18 protein-coding genes are annotated in these 17,756 nt (G+C 71.4%); 13 read left to right on the top strand and 5 right to left on the bottom strand.

The window, feature by feature from the left end; genetic code table 11:
• Positions 1–144: 144 nt before the first annotated feature.
• The gene (locus ACIBK5_RS40085) at positions 145–978 is read right to left on the bottom strand and encodes a TetR/AcrR family transcriptional regulator (RefSeq protein ID WP_399027850.1); all 834 of its coding nucleotides are present in this window, start codon (positions 976–978) and stop codon (positions 145–147) included.
• A 167-nt stretch (positions 979–1,145) separates the two neighbouring features.
• Between ACIBK5_RS40085 and ACIBK5_RS40090 the strand changes: the two genes are divergently transcribed.
• Genes ACIBK5_RS40090 through ACIBK5_RS40100 form a run of 3 tightly spaced genes read left to right on the top strand, consistent with a single transcriptional unit; the run spans position 1,146 to position 3,970 of the window.
• The gene (locus ACIBK5_RS40090; RefSeq protein WP_399027851.1) at positions 1,146–1,997 is read left to right on the top strand and encodes an acyl-CoA dehydrogenase family protein; all 852 of its coding nucleotides are present in this window, start codon (positions 1,146–1,148) and stop codon (positions 1,995–1,997) included.
• Positions 1,997–3,154, top strand: coding sequence for an acyl-CoA dehydrogenase family protein (locus ACIBK5_RS40095; RefSeq protein WP_399027966.1), 1,158 nt, complete (start codon positions 1,997–1,999; stop codon positions 3,152–3,154). The genes ACIBK5_RS40090 and ACIBK5_RS40095 overlap by 1 nt, the downstream gene beginning before the upstream one ends.
• 24 nt (positions 3,155–3,178) lie before the next feature.
• A complete protein-coding gene (locus tag ACIBK5_RS40100) occupies positions 3,179–3,970 on the top strand; it encodes an enoyl-CoA hydratase (RefSeq protein ID WP_399027853.1) in 792 nt (263 codons plus the stop codon).
• Between the two features lie 18 nt (positions 3,971–3,988).
• Here the strand turns inward: ACIBK5_RS40100 and ACIBK5_RS40105 are convergent, their stop codons facing one another.
• From ACIBK5_RS40105 to ACIBK5_RS40120, 4 genes are read right to left on the bottom strand one after another with little or no spacing between them, the layout of a single operon-like run.
• Entirely contained in the window at positions 3,989–5,044 is a 1,056-nt protein-coding gene (locus tag ACIBK5_RS40105) for a dihydrodipicolinate reductase (RefSeq protein ID WP_399027855.1), read from the bottom strand.
• 18 nt (positions 5,045–5,062) lie between these two features.
• Positions 5,063–5,599 (bottom strand): carboxymuconolactone decarboxylase family protein, encoded by a 537-nt coding sequence (locus ACIBK5_RS40110; RefSeq protein WP_399027857.1) that lies wholly within the window; start codon positions 5,597–5,599, stop codon positions 5,063–5,065.
• A complete protein-coding gene (locus tag ACIBK5_RS40115; RefSeq protein WP_399027859.1) occupies positions 5,596–6,315 on the bottom strand; it encodes an SDR family NAD(P)-dependent oxidoreductase in 720 nt (239 codons plus the stop codon). Before ACIBK5_RS40115 ends, ACIBK5_RS40110 begins: the two co-directional genes overlap by 4 nt.
• Positions 6,312–7,118 carry a TauD/TfdA dioxygenase family protein gene (locus tag ACIBK5_RS40120; protein ID WP_399027861.1) on the bottom strand — a complete coding sequence of 269 codons (807 nt, stop codon included), beginning with the start codon at positions 7,116–7,118 and terminating at the stop codon, positions 6,312–6,314. Before ACIBK5_RS40120 ends, ACIBK5_RS40115 begins: the two co-directional genes overlap by 4 nt.
• 128 nt (positions 7,119–7,246) lie before the next feature.
• Between ACIBK5_RS40120 and ACIBK5_RS40125 the strand changes: the two genes are divergently transcribed.
• The 10 genes from ACIBK5_RS40125 to ACIBK5_RS40170 all read left to right on the top strand — a co-directional run bounded on the left by ACIBK5_RS40125 (position 7,247) and on the right by ACIBK5_RS40170 (position 17,689).
• Positions 7,247–7,978 carry an SDR family oxidoreductase gene (locus ACIBK5_RS40125; protein ID WP_399027864.1) on the top strand — a complete coding sequence of 244 codons (732 nt, stop codon included), beginning with the start codon at positions 7,247–7,249 and terminating at the stop codon, positions 7,976–7,978.
• Positions 7,975–9,441, top strand: coding sequence for an aldehyde dehydrogenase family protein (locus ACIBK5_RS40130; RefSeq protein WP_399027866.1), 1,467 nt, complete (start codon positions 7,975–7,977; stop codon positions 9,439–9,441). Before ACIBK5_RS40125 ends, ACIBK5_RS40130 begins: the two co-directional genes overlap by 4 nt.
• The gene (locus ACIBK5_RS40135; protein WP_399027867.1) at positions 9,438–10,661 is read left to right on the top strand and encodes a CaiB/BaiF CoA transferase family protein; all 1,224 of its coding nucleotides are present in this window, start codon (positions 9,438–9,440) and stop codon (positions 10,659–10,661) included. Before ACIBK5_RS40130 ends, ACIBK5_RS40135 begins: the two co-directional genes overlap by 4 nt.
• Positions 10,662–10,752: 91 nt before the next feature.
• Positions 10,753–12,126, top strand: coding sequence for an ABC transporter substrate-binding protein (locus tag ACIBK5_RS40140; RefSeq protein ID WP_399027869.1), 1,374 nt, complete (start codon positions 10,753–10,755; stop codon positions 12,124–12,126).
• Between the two features lie 7 nt (positions 12,127–12,133).
• Positions 12,134–12,334 carry a ferredoxin gene (locus ACIBK5_RS40145; RefSeq protein WP_319165086.1) on the top strand — a complete coding sequence of 67 codons (201 nt, stop codon included), beginning with the start codon at positions 12,134–12,136 and terminating at the stop codon, positions 12,332–12,334.
• A gap of 33 nt (positions 12,335–12,367) precedes the next feature.
• Positions 12,368–13,735 (top strand): cytochrome P450, encoded by a 1,368-nt coding sequence (locus ACIBK5_RS40150; RefSeq protein WP_399027871.1) that lies wholly within the window; start codon positions 12,368–12,370, stop codon positions 13,733–13,735.
• Positions 13,732–15,387 carry a thiolase C-terminal domain-containing protein gene (locus ACIBK5_RS40155; protein ID WP_399027873.1) on the top strand — a complete coding sequence of 552 codons (1,656 nt, stop codon included), beginning with the start codon at positions 13,732–13,734 and terminating at the stop codon, positions 15,385–15,387. The genes ACIBK5_RS40150 and ACIBK5_RS40155 overlap by 4 nt, the downstream gene beginning before the upstream one ends.
• 61 nt (positions 15,388–15,448) lie before the next feature.
• Positions 15,449–16,363 carry an alpha/beta hydrolase gene (locus ACIBK5_RS40160; RefSeq protein WP_399027875.1) on the top strand — a complete coding sequence of 305 codons (915 nt, stop codon included), beginning with the start codon at positions 15,449–15,451 and terminating at the stop codon, positions 16,361–16,363.
• Positions 16,356–16,856 carry a DoxX family protein gene (locus ACIBK5_RS40165; protein WP_399027877.1) on the top strand — a complete coding sequence of 167 codons (501 nt, stop codon included), beginning with the start codon at positions 16,356–16,358 and terminating at the stop codon, positions 16,854–16,856. Before ACIBK5_RS40160 ends, ACIBK5_RS40165 begins: the two co-directional genes overlap by 8 nt.
• Positions 16,853–17,689, top strand: coding sequence for an NAD(P)-dependent oxidoreductase (locus tag ACIBK5_RS40170; RefSeq protein ID WP_399027879.1), 837 nt, complete (start codon positions 16,853–16,855; stop codon positions 17,687–17,689). The genes ACIBK5_RS40165 and ACIBK5_RS40170 overlap by 4 nt, the downstream gene beginning before the upstream one ends.
• The last annotated feature ends 67 nt before the right edge of the window (positions 17,690–17,756 follow it).

Consider the following 17,756-nt stretch of genomic DNA (forward strand, 5'->3'; position numbering starts at 1 on the left):
CCTCTGCCGGGCGGCTGAAGTCAAAGTGCGAAACATATCAAAGGTCAGACCAAAGTGATCGGTCAAGAGCCCGGGGGAAGGAGTTCCTACAGGAAAGGGCCCCCGCGGGTGCGCCGCGGGAGCCCGGGTGGGTGGGCGGTCAGGTCATGTCCGGGGTCGGGAAGCCGCCTTGCGGGTGCCGGACTTGGCCGGGGTGGTGGACTTCTTCGCGGTGGTGCCCGAGGTCGCCTTCTTCGGGGGAGCCGCCTTCTTCGCGGGAGCCGTCTTCTTCGCCGCCGGCCTCGTCGCCGGCGCCTGGGTGTCCGCCGCCGTTCCACCGGTGATCCCGCCGAGGCAGAACGCCCACACCTCTTCGACGGTGATCGGGGACGGGTGGGCTCCGACCGGGGCGGCGGGGGCCTGGGCCGTGAACATGGCCGTCTGCATGATCAGGGACGCGGTGCGCCGGGCCTTCGGGGAGGTGGCCTGGCCCGCCTCCACGGCCTCCTCCACCAGCTCGGTGAACAAGCCGAGCAGGGGCAGGTGCGCGGTGGCCACCTGGTCCGGGTGGGTCACCAGGAGCTGGACCGCGAAGTCGGTGAAGAGGGGTGACTGCCGGCCCGGGCGCGGCTTGGAGGAGTCGTAGAGCAACTCGACCGCGATCTTCAGTCGCGCCAGCGGGTCCTGTCCCGTGGCGGTCTTCTCGCGGATGTCGGCGGCCGATTTCGACAGCGCGTCCTCGAACAGTGCGAGCAGTAGCTCGTGCTTGCCGTCGAAGTGCTGGTAGAAGCTGCGCAGTGACTGGCGGGAGCGCTCCACGACCTCCTGCACCGTGAAGTCGGTGGTGCCCTTGCCGGCGATGAGTTCCTGGGCGGCGTCCAGGAAGCGCTGCACGCGCTGCTCGGCGCGCAGCTTCGCCGCCCGGGTGGAGCGCTCGACGGCGCGCTGCCGCCAGGCGGGCTCGGGGGGCTCGACGGATTCTGCGGGGACGGCACTCATGGGAAGAACGGTACTCCACGCAGACGGAAAGAGGGGGCCGGGGACCTACCGAATTGCGCTCTGCCAAGAGCAAGAGTCTTACTCGCTTCGAATGAGAATGTTATTCTCGCCCTTGGTCCGGGCCCGCGCCCGGTGTGCAGCCGGTAACAAGGCGGAGGGGGCCGGGCGTGGAGTTCGAACTCGACGAGGAGCAGCGGCTGCTGCGACGCACGGTGCGCGAGACGGTCGCCAAGGTGCGCAGCCGTCCCGAAGACCAGCAGTGGGACACGTACCTCCGCCTCGGCTGGCTGGAGGCGCCCCCGCTCGAGCTCGCCCTCATCCTCGAGGAGCTGGGGTACGCCGCCGACCCGACCCCGTTCCTGGCCACCGCCACCTGGTTCGCACCGCTCACCGGCCGTCTCCCCGAGGGCAGCGGGACCGCCGTGTTCGACGGCGCCGGGCGCTACGTCCTGGATGCCGACCGGGCCGACGAGGTCGCACTGCTCACCCATCGGGGTGTCACCGTCGTCCCGGGGGCGGAGCTGGCCGCGGAACGGGTGCCGGTGCTCGATCCGCACCTGCACGCCGCGCACGTCGGCGCCGACGATCTAGCCGCCGGAGTGCCGGACCTCGCCCTGGTGGGACTCGCCGCCACCGGTGTCGGCGCCTGCCGGCGCGTCCTCGACCTCGTCCTGGACCATGTGAAGCAGCGGGTGCAGTTCGGCCGTCCTCTCGGCTCCTTCCAGGCCGTCAAACACAAGGCGGCCGACATGCACGTCGCGATCGAACGGGCCCGTGCCCTGACCCACTTCGGCGCCCTGACCCTCGTGGAGGACGACCCACGCCGCACCGACGCCGCGCACATGGCCAAGGCCGCGGCGGGCGAGTGCCAGCGCCTGGTGTTCCGGCACGGCTTGCAGCTGTTCGGCGCCATGGGCTTCACCTGGGAGAACGAGGTGCAGTACCACCTCAAGCGCGCCCAGGCCTGCGACCTGCTCCTCGGTGTCGCGTCCGTCCACAGGAAGGCATTGCTCGCGTGATGAAGCTGGCCGACGACCCCGAGGTGGAGGCGTTCCGCGCGGAGTTCACCGCCTTCCTCGACGCTCACCTGCCCGACGAGGCCGAGGCCCGCGAACGCGCCGGCTCCAGCGCCCACGTGCCCGGCTGGGCACGCCTCTGGCAGCGCACCCTGTTCGACGCGGGCTGGCTGCTGCCGGGCCGGCCGCCCGAATACGGCGGCCGGGACGCCACCCTGCCCCAGCAGCTCGCCCATCTGGAGGAGCTGGCACGCCGCCAGATCTACCACAGCTTCAACCCCCAGGGCCTCGGTATCATCGCCGCCTCCCTGCTCGCCTTCGGCACCGAGGAGCAGAAGCTCCGCTGGGCCGTGCCGATCCTGCGGGCCGAGATCACCGCCGGGCTCGGCATGAGCGAACCAGAGGCAGGCTCCGACCTGGCCTCCCTGCGCACCCGGGCCGTGCCGGACCGGGACGGCTTCGTGGTCAACGGGCAGAAGATCTGGACCTCCGGCGCCCACGACGCCGACGTCCTGCTCACCTTCGTCCGCACCGACCCGGACGCGCCCAAGCACAAGGGCATCAGCGCCCTGCTGATCCCGACCGACACCGAGGGCGTCGTCCGCCGTCCCTTCGCCTCGATCGCAGCCGAGGACGACCTCGACTTCAACGAGGTGTTCCTCACCGACGTGCGGGTGCCACGCGAGAACCTAGTCGGGCCCCTGGGCGAGGGCTGGCGGGTGGCGAACGGCTCCCTCGGCCACGAGCGCACGCTGTTGTGGCTGTCGTACGCCGAACGCCTGGAGGACCTGCTGCGCGACGCCGCCGACGCGGGAGCCGGCCAGGAGTGGTACGCCACCCTCCGCATGGACCTGACCGCGCTGCGGCTCCTCGGCTACCGCCAACTCGGTCCGGACCGGGACCCGGCGGAGATCTCGGTGCTCAAACTGCTCGGCTCCGAGGCCGTCCAGTCGGCCTCTCTGCACGCGCTGGAGGCGCACGGCGCCGAGGGGCTGGAGCATCCGGCGCGCACGGGCCCGTACCACCACATGCACCACGAGCACTTCATCTCCAGCTGGTTCGAGCGGTACGCGCGCAGCTTCGCCGGCACCATCGCGGGCGGCACCAGCGAGATCCAGCGCAACATCATCGCCGAGCGCATCCTCGGCCTGCCGCGCTAGACGAGGGACAGGAGGACACTCGACATGGACCAGATCCTGTACGAGGCCGAGGACGGCATCGCCACGATCACCCTCAACCGGCCCGAGGCGGCCAATGCGCAGACCATGGCGCTCCTCGACGACCTGGACGCGGCCTACACCCGGGCCGCGCGGGACCCGGACGTCCGGGTCGTCGTCCTCAGGGCGAACGGGCGGCACTTCTCCGCCGGGCACGACCTCAAGGACCGCTGGCCCGGCCCCGGCGAGATCACCCTGGAGTGGATCTACGACACCGAGACCCGCCGCTATCTGGAGTACGCGCTGAAGTGGCGCAACATCCCCAAGCCGACCATCGCGGCCGTCCAGGGCAAGTGCATCGCCGCCGGGCTGATGCTGTGCTGGCCGTGCGACCTGATCGTGGCGGCGGAGAACGCGGAGTTCTCCGACCCGGTGGTGCACATGGGCATCGGCGGTGTGGAGTACCACGGCCACACCTGGGAGCTGGGCCCGCGCAAGGCCAAGGAGATCCTGTTCACCGGACGGCCACTGACCGCCCGCGAGGCCGAGCAGGTGGGCATGGTGAACCAGGTCGTGCCGCTCGACGAACTCGGCGACACAACGTACGAGTTGGCGGAACGGATCGCCGCGATGCCGCCCTTCGGGCTGCGCCAGGCCAAGCGGGCCGTCAACCAGACCCTCGACGTCCAGGGCTTCTACGCCGCCCTCCAGTCCGTCTTCGACATCCACCAGACGGGGCACGGCAACGCGTTGAGCGTGGACGGCTTCCCGATCCTGACCCGCCTCGACGAGATGAAGCAGCGACTGAGGCAGTCCTGAGCCGGGGCCGTCCCCGGCTCAGCCGAGCACGGCGGTGAACGGGGGAAGGTCCACCGTGGTCCGGATGCCCGGGGCCGCCGCACAGACGGCGGGTACCGCGTTGACGGCACGGTGCGCGGTGTAGCCGGGGGAGACCGCGCCCAGCCGCTCCAGCGGCACCGGGAAGCGCATGTCGATGTCGAGGGGCGCGTCGCCGTCGACCTTCAGATGCCATCCCGTGGGACGCAGGTCCCAGGCCGGGTCCAGGTCCGTGGTGCAGTACCAGGTCGCGTGGAACTCCAGCAGCGTGCGGCCGGCGCGTCGGCCGGACAGCGTCATCCGCTGCGCGGCCACCGTCCCGGCGAGCAGCGCACCGGCGGCGATGCGGGTCGTGTGTGCCGCGGTGGCGAACCTCCCCCGTGCCTGTACGGAGTCGAGCGGCAGTCCCAGGGCGTCGGCCACCAGACGCAACGACGGCCCGAAACTGCCCTGGACGTGCTCGAGGCGCCCTTCGTCGAACGCCGCAGCAGGAGCCCGGCCGAAGCCCATGATGTCGAACAGCAGTTCCGGCGAGTCCCGCTGGGACAGATCCGCGTACTCGTGGACGGTCAGGTTCTCCAGCCGTCGCTGGACGGAGGCCAGGACGAGCGGAACGGCCTCGGTGATGAAGCCGGGACTGCTGCCGGTGTCGTGGAGCGAGGTGCCACCCCGCTCGCAGGCCGCCTCGACGCGTCCGCGGACCGCCGGATCCATGCCCGCCGGGTGGTGGAACCCGCCGGTCGTGGACACGACGTTCGCGCCGGAGGCGAGCAGGGCGCACAGCTCGTCCAGGCCGGTCGCACGCGGCATGTACAGCACGCAGTCGGCGGCCAGGGCGAGGACGTCGTCGAGACGGTGGGTGGTGGTGACTCCCGTGAGGTCCGTGCCGCACAGTTCGCCGGCGTCACGTCCGGCCTTGCCGGGGGAGTGGACGTGAACTCCGGCCAGGGTCATGCGGGGGTGGCCGAGAACGGCGCGCAGTGATCGCGCGCCGACGGTTCCCGTGGCCCACTGGACTACGCGAAGCGGCTTGTCGTGCTGTGCGGAACGCTCCATGTCCGCCATCCCTCTCGGCTACGCGGCCGGCCCGTGATCGCCCATGCCCCCGTCGTCCGTCCCCGGGTCGGGCTCCACGCCGAAGGTGTTGTAGGCCATGGCCTGCATTCCGTACGCGCCGACGGTGAACACGAAGTCCATCAGCTGCCGTTCGTCCAGGTCCTTCGCCAGTTCCCCGTACACCTCGTCGGAGAGGGAGGAGGTGGTCTCCAGTTCGTCCACGGCCCGGTTCAGCAGGGTGCCGGTGCCCTGGCGCACCTCCTCCAGCTCCGTCTCGGTGACACCCGCCCCCCGCGCCATCGGCACGTGGTGGGACCACTCGTACCGGCACCGGTGCCGCCAGGCGACCCGGAGGATCGTCAGCTCCCGTGTGCGCGCCGGCAGGGTGCTGCGGTACAGCAGGTGGGTGCCGAAGGTCAGGAACGCCTTGGCCAGTTCCGGGTGGTTCAGCAGCAGGCCGAGCACGTTCGACGGTGGGACGGTACGCCCGCCCGTCAGCGGCCGCAGCACCTCGGTGTCCCACTTGTGGTACGGGACGGGTGGCACCCTCGTCATGTGTTGCGGCCCCCGTTCACGCCGATGATCTGCCCGGTGATGTACCCGGCCTCCTCGCTGACCAGGAAGGCGCAGGTCGCGGCGATGTCCTCCGGGCGGCCGACCCGGCGTACCGGTGTGCGCGCGATGTGGTCCTCGATGGTGCCGCCGAGCCGTTGGTTCCGTTCGGCGGTGCGCAGCATGGGGGTGTCGATGAAGCCGGGCGGGACGGCGTTCACCGTGATGCCCTTCGGGCCGAGTTCGAGGGCGAGGGCCTTGGTGAGTCCGTTGACGGCGGACTTGGCGGCGACGTAGTGCGCCATGAACGGCTGTCCTGAGTGGGTGCTGGAGGAGGAGATGTTCACGATGCGGCCCCAGCGGGCCCGGAGCATGTCCGGCAGCGCCGACTGCACACAGTGGAAGACGCCGTTGAGGTTGATGTCGACCACCCGCTGCCAGTCGGCGAAGGGCAGGTCGGCGAAGCGGGTGAAGCCGTCCTTGCCGGCCGCGTTGACCAGGACACGCACGGGCCCGAAGCGCTCGCGCACCGCGTCCATCGCCTTGTCGACCTGGGCGCGGTCCGTGACGTCCACCGTCAGCCCGAAGCCCTCCTCGGCGGGGGAGAGGTCGAGCACGGCCACGTTCAGGCCGTCGGCGGTGAGCCGCTGTGCGATCGCCCGGCCTATGCCGGAGGCGCCGCCGGTCACAACGGCCGTAGAAGCAGGCGCGGCGCTCATGCGAACGCCTCGTCGCCGACGACGGTCGTGCGGTGCAACAGCCGCTCGGAGTCCTCGGCGTAGGGCAGGGCCCGGTGCAGGACGCCGGTGTTGTCCCAGACCACGAGGTCACCGACCTCCCAGTCGTGGGTGTAGCGGAAACGCTCCTGGGTGGTCCGGTCGAGCAGTTCGTCCAGCAGAGCGCGGCTCTCGTCGGGGTCCATGCCGACGACATGGTCGGCGGTGGCGCCGGTGACCAGGGAGCTGCGGCCGTCGCGGCGCCGCCACACCAGGGACACCTCGTGGCTGGGCTGGGTGCGCCAGGCGGTCAGCTCCTCCTCGTCGGGGTCGGGGTTCACCAGTCGCTGGGCGGCCTCGAAGCTGTGCACCACCCGCAGGGACTCCAAGCGCTCACGGTCCTTCCCCGGCAGGTTCTCGTACGCCGCGTAGGTGCTGGCGAAGTCGGTGCCGCCGCCGGTCATGGCGATCTGACGGGCGGTCAGGGTGGTGGCCTTCACCGGCACGTCGTCGGTGGTGCCGTCGAGATGCCAGAAGAACGCGCCCTTGAGGTACTTGGCGGTCCTGCTCTTCTCCGGATTGATGGAGATCGGGAAGATCTCCTGGCCGTTCAGCGCCACCACCTCGCCCAGCCGGCGGCTGAACGCCAGCTGCTGCTCGTCGTCGAGGTGCAGCCCGCGCACCAGCAGGACGCCCCGCCACTTGAGGGCCTCCGCACAGCGGTGGACGAAGGAGTCGTCGAGCGGGTCGGTGACGCCGGTGAACTCCACGCCGAGTGCCGGACTCAGGGCCTTGGAATCGATCATGGGCGATTCCCCTTCCTCCATGTCGCCGCTGCTGCTACCCGGTAAGAGTATCCAGTTCTCCCGTTCGAATGCTTGATTCGCGCAAATAGAGAATGTAGTTTCCGGAGCAACCGAGCGAGGAGGCTGGGATGCGGTTCAAGGACAAGGTGATCATCGTCACCGGAGCCGGCCAGGGCATCGGCGAGGGGTACGCACGGGCGCTGGCCGCCGAGGGCGCGCGGGTGGTGGTCGCCGAGCTGAACGAGGAGCAGGGGCAGCGCGTCGCCAAGGAGATCGGCGACGCCTTGTTCGTGCGGACCGACGTGGCCGACCCCGCCTCCGCCGAAGCGCTCATCGAGACGGTGATACGCGAGTTCGGACGGATCGACCACCTGGTCAACAACGCAGCGATCTTCCACGGCATGCGCCGCGAGGGCATCGCCACCGTCGACTACGACTACCTCGACCGCTTCCTGAAGGTGAACCTGCTCGGCGCGCTGCACGTCACCCGCGCCGCCCTGCCGCACCTCGAGGTGGGCGCGGCCGTCGTCAACCAGTCCTCCACCGCCGCCTGGCAGGCCACCGGCTTCTACGGTCTCGCCAAGGCCGGCATCAACCACCTCACCGTCTCCCTCGCAGCCGAACTCGGCCCGCGTGGCATCCGCGTCAACGCGATCGCCCCCGGCCCGACGGACACCGAGGCGGCCCGCAGCATCATCCCCGAGGAGTACCGCGCGGCCATGGTGCAGTCCTTCGCCCTCAAACGCATGGGCACCGCCGCCGACCAGGCGGGTGCCCTGCTCTTCCTGCTCTCCGACGAGGCCGCCTGGGTCACCGGACAGGTCATCGCCGTCGACGGCGGATCGGTGGTGCGGCTGTGAGCCGTCTTGTCGTCAAGTCCCAGCTGATCGACGGCAAGCTGATCGCCGCGGACAGCACCTTCCCCTCGTACAACCCCGCCACCGGTGACCTGCTCGGCCACGCTCCGGACGCCACGAAGGCCGACGCCGAGGCCGCGATCGCCGCCGCCCGCCGCGCCTTCGACACCACTGACTGGGCCACGGACAAGGATTTCCGGCTGCGCTGTCTGCGCCAGCTCCACCAGGCCCTCGACGACCACCGCGAGGAGCTGCGCGAGCTGACCATCGCCGAGGTCGGCGCGCCCCGCCAGCTCACCCACGGCCCCCAGCTCGACGAGCCGATCGGCCTCGTGACGTACTACGCGGACCTCCTGGAGACCTACGAGTTCACCGAGGACCTCGGAGAGAGGGAGAGCCGCGGCCAGCGCCACCACCGCTGGGTGGAGAAGGAGGCGGCCGGGGTCGTCGCCGCCATCCTGCCGTACAACTTCCCCAACCAGCTCGCCCTGGCCAAGCTCGCCCCCGCGCTCGCGGCAGGCTGCACCGTCGTCCTCAAGGGCGCCCCGCAGACCCCACTGACCACCCTCGCGCTCGGCGAACTCATCGCCGAGCACACCGACATCCCGCCCGGTGTCGTGAGCGTCCTCAGCTCCTCGCGCACCGAGGTCGGCGAGCTGCTCACCACCCACCCCGACGTCGACCTGGTCACCTTCACCGGCGCCACCACCACCGGGCGTGCCATCATGGCCGCCGCGGCCGGTACCGTGAAGCGGGTCTTCCTCGAACTCGGCGGCAAGTCCGCCATGATCGTCCTGGACGACGCGGACTACACCAGGGCCGCCATGTTCGCCGCCTTCACCATCTGCTCCCACTCCGGCCAGGGCTGCGCCCTCACCTCCCGCCTCCTCGTCCCGCGCGCCGACCACGACCGGATCGTGCAACTCGTCGCGGCGGGCATGGAACGCGTCCGCGTCGGCAACCCGAAGGCCCCGGAGACCGCCATGGGCCCGCTCATCAGCGAGCAGCAGCGCGACAAGGTCGACGCCATGGTGCGGCGCGCCGTCGAGGCCGGGGCGACGCTCGTCCGCGGCGGCACACGCGTCGACCCCGGCTGGTTCTACGAACCCACCCTGCTCGCGGGCGTCGACCCCGACAGCGAGATCGCCCAGGAGGAGGTCTTCGGCCCCGTCCTGGCGGTCATCCCCTACGACGACGAGGACGACGCCGTCCGTATCGCCAACCACTCCAAGTACGGCCTGTCCGGCGCCGTGCACAGCGCCGACGACGAGCGCGCGATCCGCATCGCCCGCCGCATCCGCACTGGCACCTTCTCGATCAACGGCGGCAACTACTTCTCCGCCGACGTGCCGTTCGGCGGTTACAAGCAGTCCGGTATCGGCCGGGAGAGCGGACGCGCCGGGTTCGAGGAGTTCCTGGAGGAGAAGGCCTTCGGCCGGGTCGTACCGCCCGGGGAGGCGGCATGAAGCCACTCGAAGGCATGCGCGTCCTCGAAGTCGCCATGTATGGCTTCGTCCCCTCGGCCGGGGCCGTGCTCGCCGACTGGGGCGCCGACGTCGTCAAGATCGAGCACGCCGTCACAGGCGACCCACAGCGCGGGCTGCGCCGGACCGGCTCGTTCCGGGTGGAGGGCGACCCCAACCCCAACGTCGCCCACGCCAACCGCGGCAAGCGCTCCCTCGGCCTGGACATGTCCCGCCCCGAGGGCCGCGAGGTGCTCTACGAACTGGTCAAGGACTCCGACGTCTTCCTCACCAGCTTCATGCCCGCCTCCCGCACCCGACTCGGCATCGACGTCGACGACATCCGCGCCGTCAACCCGCGCATCGTCTACGCCCGCGGCACCGCCCTCGGCCCGCGCGGCCCCGAGGCGGACAAGGGCGGCTACGACATGACCGCCTTCTGGGCGCGTGCGGGGACCGCCGCCAGCATCACCCCGCCCGGCAGCGACGGGATGATCAGCCCGCCCGGCCCCGCCTACGGCGACACCGTCTCCGGCACCAACCTCGCCGGCGGCATAGCGGCTGCCCTGCTGCGCCGCGAACGCACCGGCGAGGCCCCCGTCGTGGACGTCTCCCTGCTCGGCAGCGGCCTGTGGGCACTCGGCCACTCCATCGCTCTGTCCGTCCACCTCGACCGAGCGTGGGAGGGCGTCAGGCCCAGCGCGCACGGCTCACCCACCAACCCGCTCTCGGGGCTCTACCGCACCGCCGACGGCCGGTTCATCGCCTTCGTCATGCTCCAGCCGGCCAGGTTCTGGCCCAACGTGTGCCGCTGCCTGGGCCGTCCCGAACTCGCCGACGACCCGCGCTTCGCCACCGCCGAGGGCATCGCCGAACACACGGGTGACGCGGTGAAGATCCTCCGCGAGGTGATCGCGAGCCGCACCCTCACCGACTGGTCCAAGGACCTCGTCGCACTCGACGGGCCCTGGGCTCCCGTCCAGGACACCCTGCAGGCCGCGGCCGACCAGCAGGCCGCGGCCGACCAGCAGGTTCGCGCCAACGGCTACATCGGGCAGGCGGGCGACCTCGAACTGGTCTCCAGCCCCGTCCAGTTCGACGTCGAGGACACCCGCCTCGGAGCAGCCCCGGAGTTCGCCGCCCAGACCGAGGAGATCCTCACCGAGCTCGGCTACGACTGGGACCGCATCCTGGCCCTCAAGGCGAGCGGCGCGATCACCTGACGGCCCAGGGACGGGGCATCCGGCTCCCGCCACCCCACGCACTCGCTCACCTCCCTCGGACGACGGCGTCCGAGCTCCCCGAGGAGGCACCATGCGCAGGATGCTGATCGGCGCGGTCACCGTGACCGCGGTGCTGCTGGCCGGCTGCTCCACCCGCTCCGGCGACGACCCCGGCACCGACTCCGCGCCGCAGACGAGCCCCGCGGCGCAGAAGAGCTCCGACTTCGGGACGCTGAAGGATGTGTGCGGTCCCGGCACCGCCGGGCCCTCGTCCGTCCAGGGCGTCACCGACGACAAGATCCACGTCGGCGTCCTGTCCGACATCGGCTTCACCAAGAGGTCCGAGTTCGTGGACACCGCCGAGGTGTTCACCTCCTGGTGCAACGAGGCGGGCGGCATCAACGGCCGCGAACTCGCCCCCGTCACCCGGGACGCGAGGCTGACGGAGGTCCGCCAGCGGGTGCTGGAGGCATGCAAGGCGGACTTCGCGCTCGTGGGCGGCGGCGCCGCCCTGGACAGCCTCGGCGTCCAGGACCGGCTGAAGTGCCTGCTGCCCAACTTCCCGGCCCAGTCCAGCCAGATCGGCGCCATCGGCTCCGACCTCCAGGCACTCGCCTCCGGCCCGACCGCCGGGTACTTCCAGTACGCGGGCTACTACTCCTGGCTGCTGAAGGAGAAGTACCCGGACTCGGCGGCGAAGGTCGGCATCATCGCGGGCGACTCTCCCGTCACCAAGGTCCTGGCCGCCCAGTTCAAGGAAGCCGTCGCTGGTCTCGGCGGCAAGGTCTCCTACAACGACCTGTACCCGGCGGCCGGCGTCTCCGACTGGGCCCCCTACGCCCAGTCGATCAAGAAGTCCGGCGTCCGGGGCCTGGTCTTCCTGGGCGACTTCGCGAGCCTCGCCAAACTGGAGCAGGCCCTCACCGGCATCGGCTACAGCCCCGACTGGATCGACGCCAACAGCAACGCCTACGGCCCCGCCTTCCCGCAACTGGCCGGAGCCGCCCTGGGCAAGCAGCACAACTACGCCGAACTCTTCGCCACCGCCCCGCTGGAGAGCGCCGCCGACAACCCGGCCGTGCGGCAGCTGACCGACCTGTTCGAGAAGTACGCCCCCGGCAAACAGGTCACCTACCCGGCCCTGCGCGCCTTCTCCGCCTGGCTGCTGTTCGCCACCGCGGCCCGCGACTGCGCCGAGCTCACACGGAAGTGCGTGCACCAGAACGCCATGAAGAACACCGACTTCACCGCGGGCGGCCTGCAGGCTCCCTTCGACCTCACCTCGAAGGAGCCACCCACCTGCTACTCCATCGTCGAGGCGACCGACAAGGGCTGGCAGGCGGCCGGTTTCGAGCCGGACCAGGGTGCCTACCGCTGTGACGCCCCCACCTACAAGTACAAGGGCGACTACGGCGAGCCGGCCACCCTCGCCGGCGTCGGCAAGTCCCTGTCCGACCTGACATGAACCGGAGATGAGAGACGTGAAGGTACGCGTCGACCCCGAGCGCTGCCAGGGGCACACCCTGTGCGCCATGCGCGCCCCCAAGGTCTTCGAGCTGAGCGAGATCGACGGACACTCCTCGCCCGTCGCCGAGGACGTCCCCACCGACCAGGAGGACGCGGTGGTCGAGGCCGTCCGCTCCTGCCCCGAACGCGCGATCGGCGTGTTCTGAGCCGCACCCGGCGGACCGAGAGGAAGCACAGGCATGACCGCACCGGACACCACCGGCGACGACGCCCGCAAACAGCCCCGCGTCCACTTCGACCGGCACGCCCCGGAGTACCGCGACCGGTTCGAGGAGCAGACCCGCGCGTTCCACAGCGGCTGCCCGCTCGCCTGGACCGACACCTACGACGGACACTGGGTGGCCGCCGGCAACCGTGAACTGCTCGCCTTCGCCCGCGCCGGGGAGAAGCTGTCCAACGACCACGACATCCACGGTGAGCGCCGCGGCTACCGCGGCATCAGCATCCCCGCCCCGCCCCGCGGCAGGGGCCTGCGCGGCGGCTTCCTGGAGATGGACCCGCCCGAGCAGCGCGCCTACCGCACCGCCCTCAACCCCTACCTCTCCCCGGCCGCCGTGCAGCGGTGGATCCCGTTCATCGACGACGTGGCCCGCGCCTGCATCGACGAGAAGATCGAGACGGGCCGGATCGACTTCGTCGACGACCTCGCCAACATCGTCCCGGCCGTGTTCACGCTCGCCATGATGGGCATCCCGCTGAAGAAGTGGGAACTGTACAACGAGCCCGCCCATGCCGGTGTCTACACCCCGCCGCAGTCGCCGGAGATGGCCCGGGTGGTGGAGGCCCACATGGCGATGATCAGGGACATCGCCACCACGTTGCAGGAGGTCCGCGCGCATCCCCGCCCCGGCCTCGTCGACGCTCTCGTCCGCCTGGAGATCGACGACGCGGCCCCGCGCGAGGAGGACCTGGTCGGTGCGCTGGCCCTGCTCATCGGCGGCGGCTTCGACACCACCACCGCCCTGACCGCGCACGCCCTGGAATGGCTTTCCCAGAACCCTGGTGAACGGGCCCAGCTGAGCGGGGAGCGGGACACGCTGCTGGACACGGCCACCGAGGAGTTCCTGCGCTACTTCACCCCGGCACCCGGCGACGGGCGCACCGTCGCCGAGGACTGCGAGATCGCGGGCGCCGAGTTCAGGGAGGGCGACCGGCTGTGGCTGTCCTGGGCGATGGCCAACCGGGACCCGCAGGTCTTCACCGACCCCGACCGGGTGGACCTCGCCCGCGGCGGCAACCGCCACACCGCCTTCGGTCTGGGCATCCACCGCTGCATCGGCTCCAACGTCGCCCGCACGGTGTTCAAGCGGATGCTGCTCCAGGTCCTCGACCGCATCCCGGACTACGTCTGCGAGGCCGAGGGCACGGTCCACTACGAGACCATCGGGGTCATCCAGGGCATGCGCCACCTCCCGGCCACCTTCACGCCGGGCACCCGCCTCGGGCCCTGCCTGGCGGAAACCCTGGAGAATCTCCAGCAGGCCTGCGACGAACAGGGGCTGGCCGAGCCGGTCACCGTCCGCAAGGCCGAGGCGAAGATCCGTTGAGCGAGGCCGGGGGCGCCGTCCGTCCGCAGCCGGAGATCCGCCAGGAGACCGAGTTCTTCTGGACCTCCGGCCGGGACGGACAGCTCCGCTTCCAGGCCTGCACCGCCTGCCGGGCACTGATCCACCCGCCGCAGCCGGTGTGCCGGCACTGCCGGGGACGCGACACGGGAGTCGAGGAGGTCTCGGGGTTCGCCACCCTGATCGGCTTCACCGTCAACCACCGCTTCCCCTTCCCGGGCCTGCCCTCCCCGTTCGTCGTCGGCCAGGTGGCGATCGAGGAGGATCCGCGCGTCCGGCTGACCACCAACGTCGTCGACTGCGTGCCGGAGGAACTGCGGATCGGCATGCGGATGGAGGTGGTCTTCGAGCAGGTCGGTGACGCCTGGCTGCCCCTGTTCCGGCCGTGTGCCGAGCAGCCCACGCCCGCGCCCCTGCCCGAGGACGCCCCGGTCACCGGACACCTGCGCGGACCGCTGCGGGGGCCCAGGTTCGAGGACCGCGCGGTCATCAGCGGCGCCGGCGCCTCCCGCATCGGCCGCCGCCTGATGGTCCCGCCCCTCGAACTCACCGTCGAGGCCTGCCAGAAGGCCGTCGGCGACGCCGGGCTCACCCTCGACGACATCGACGGTCTGTCCACCTACCCCGGCGCCGGCCCCTACGGCGGCTTCGCCGAAGGCGGGGTGCACACGCTGGAGTCCGCGCTCGGCATCCACCCCGTGTGGCACAACGGCGCGGGGGAGACCTTCGGCCCGGGCGGTTCGGTGATCGCCGCGATGCTGGCGGTCGCGGGTGGACTGGCCCGGCACGTGCTGTGCTTCCGCACGGTGTGGGAGACGACGCACGGCGAGCTCGTCCGGCAGGGCAGGATCCGTCTGCCGCGACCGGCCGGCCCGGACGGCTGGTTCAAGCCCTTCGGCGCTCTCTCGCCCGCCATCATGCTCGCGATGAACGCCCAGCGGCACATGCACCGCTACGGCACCACACGCGAGACCCTCGGCCGGATCGCCCTCAACCAGCGCGCGAACGCCGCCCGCCACCCGGAGGCGGTCTACCGCGACCCGCTCACCATGGACGACTACCTCTCCGCGCGCACCGTCACCACCCCCTTCGGCCTCTACGACTGCGACGTCCCCTGCGACGCCTCCGTGGCCGTCGTCGTCTCCGCCGCCGAGACCGTGCCCGACCTGCCGAGGCCCCCGGTACGTGTCGAGGCGGTCGGCACGCAGATCCTCGAACGCCCCGAGTGGGACCAGTCCACCCTCACTCACGAGCCACAGGTGCTTGGCCAGTCCGCCCACCTGTGGACCCGCACCGACCTGCGCCCCGCCGACGTGGACGTGGCACTGCTGTACGACGGCTTCAGCTTCAACTGCCTGTCCTGGATCGAGGCGCTCGGCTTCTGCGGAATCGGCGAGGCCAGTGACTTCCTGGACGGCGGCAAGAACATCGCCCCCGACGGCGTGCTGCCGCTGAACCCGCACGGTGGTCAGCTCTCCCACGGCCGGACCCACGGCATGGGCCTGCTCCACGAGGCTGTGCTCCAGCTGCGGGGCGAGGCGGACGCGCGGCAGGTCGCGGGCGCCCGCACCGCGGTGGTCTCCAGCGGCGGGCTCACCCCCAGCGGCGTACTCCTGCTCAGGACGGACGAATGACCCCCAGGACCGTGACCCCCATGACCGTGACTTCCACGACCGTGACCTCCAGGACCGTGGCATGACCTCTCTCGAACCCGAACTCACCACCGCCGTACGCCGTCAGGTCGTCGAGGTGCGCGGCGTCCCGGCCTCCGCGCTGGTGGCCGAGGTGCCACGCCCGCAGGCCGTCATCGTGGCGCTGCACGGAGGCGCCACCACCTCCGCCTACTTCGACCACCCCGGGCACCCGAGGCTCTCCCTCCTGCGCACCGCCGCCGCTGCCGGCTTCACCGTCCTCGCCCTGGACCGCCCCGGCTACGGCAGCTCCGCAGGACACGAGGACCGGTTGCGCACACCCGGACAGCGCACCGACTTCGCGCACGAAGCAGTCGACGCGCTGCTGAAGGACCGCGAGCGGGGCGTCGGTGTGTTCCTCTGGGCGCACTCGGCGGGTTCCGAACTCGCCCTGCGTATGGCCGACGACCCGCGAGGCGCAGAGCCGCTCGGCGTGGAGCTGGCCGGCATGGGCCGGGTGCATCACCCGAGGGCCGTCCAGGCGATGGACGAGTGGCGGCGCGACCCGACCCGTACCCGCCCCAGCCTCCGCCGGGCGCTGTGGTACCCGCCGCAGGCTTACCCGCCCGACGTGCACGGCGGACAGCGGATCGGTTCGGCCTCGCCGGCCTACGAGGGGCACCGGGAGGGCTGGCAGCAGGACCTGGCCCGGCTGGCCGCGGGCGTCGCCGTCCCGGTCCACATCACTCTCGCCGAACACGAACAGGTGTGGGTCAACGGGCCGGAGGGCCTGGCGGACCTGGCCTCGATGTTCACCGGCGCGCCCCGCGTGGTGCTCCACGAACAGGCGGGGGCCGGCCACAACACCAGCGTCGGCCGCACCGCTCTCGCCTACCATCTGCGCGTCCTGGCCTTCGTCGAGGAATGCGCGCTCGGTGTGCGGGCACTGCCCACGGAGCGGGGGCGGCGCGATGGGTGAGGCATCCGACGCCGGCCTGCTGCTCGTCCGGCTCGTACTGGGTGCGGTCATGGTGGCGCACGGCTGGAACCACTGGCGCGGCGGGGGCGGCATCAGGGGCACGGCGAGCTGGTTCGCCGGCCTGGGTCTGACCCGGTCACGGCTCCAGGCCTGGCTGAGTGTGGTCACCGAGATCGGCGCGGGCGCCCTCCTGCTCCTCGGGCTGCTCACGCCCCTGGCCTGCGCGGCCGTGCTGTCGGTGATGCTGGTCGCCGGACTGCTCGCCCACCGGCCGCACGGATTCTTCGTCTTCAAGGAGGGCTACGAGTACGTCCTCGTCCTGGGCGTCCTCGCGTCGGCGCTCGGTGCCTGGGGGCCGGGGGAGTACGCGGTGGACACCACGGCCGGCATCGCGGTGACCGGGTGGGCGGGCGCCGGCATCGTGCTCGGACTGGGCGTGGTGGCGACCGCCGGACTCCTCGCCGTCTTCTGGCGCCCCCGGAGGACGGCATGAGCAGACCTCTCCTGCGCGTGGGATTCATCGGGCTGGGAAGCCAGGGGGCTCCCATGGCGCGCCGCATCATCGCCGCGGGCCACGAGACGACCCTGTGGGCCCGCAGACCGGCCACCCTGGCGCCGTTCGCGGACACCGGTGCCGGTGTGGCCGGCTCCCCGGCCGACCTGGCGACCGCGAGCGACCTGGTGTGCCTGTGCGTCGTCGACGATGCCGATGTCGAGCAGGTGGTCACCGGGCCCGACGGCGTGCTCGCCGGACTGCGCAGGGGCGGAGTGATCGCCGTCCACTCCACGGTGCACCCCGACACCTGCCGGCGCCTGGAGACATCGGCCCGCACCTTCGGTGTCTCGCTCGTGGACGCGCCGGTCAGCGGAGGCGGCCGCGCCGCCGAACAGGGCTCCCTGGTCGTCATGGCGGGCGGCGCCCCCCAGGTCTTCGCCTACTGCCGTCCGGTGTTCGCCACCTTCGGTGACCCTGTCGTCCACCTCGGTCCGACCGGCTCCGGCCAGCTCGCCAAGATCCTCAACAACCTGCTGTTCACCGCTCACCTGGGTCTCGCCGCCGACGCGCTGCGGCTGGGTGCCACGCTCGGCCTGGACAACTCGGCGCTGAGCAGGGTGCTGCCCAAAGGGAGCGCGGCCAGCTTCGCACTGGACAGGGTCGCCGACGCCGACGGCGGCCTGGATCGTATCGCCGCCCACGCGGGGAGCCTGCTCGCCAAGGACGTCCGCCTTTTCGCCGAGATAGCGGGCAGGGCCGGCGCACCGGACGCGGGGGTCCTCCGGGAGGCCGCCCTGGCCGCTCTCGCGGCGATGGGGCGCAGATCCTGAAGCGGTACGGGGACTCGCCCCGGGGCGGGGCCCGTGCGTACTGTGTGCGGGCACCTCCGGGAAGGGG

It is taken from the genome of Streptomyces sp. NPDC050546, assembly GCF_044457425.1.
Lineage (GTDB): Bacteria > Actinomycetota > Actinomycetes > Streptomycetales > Streptomycetaceae > Streptomyces.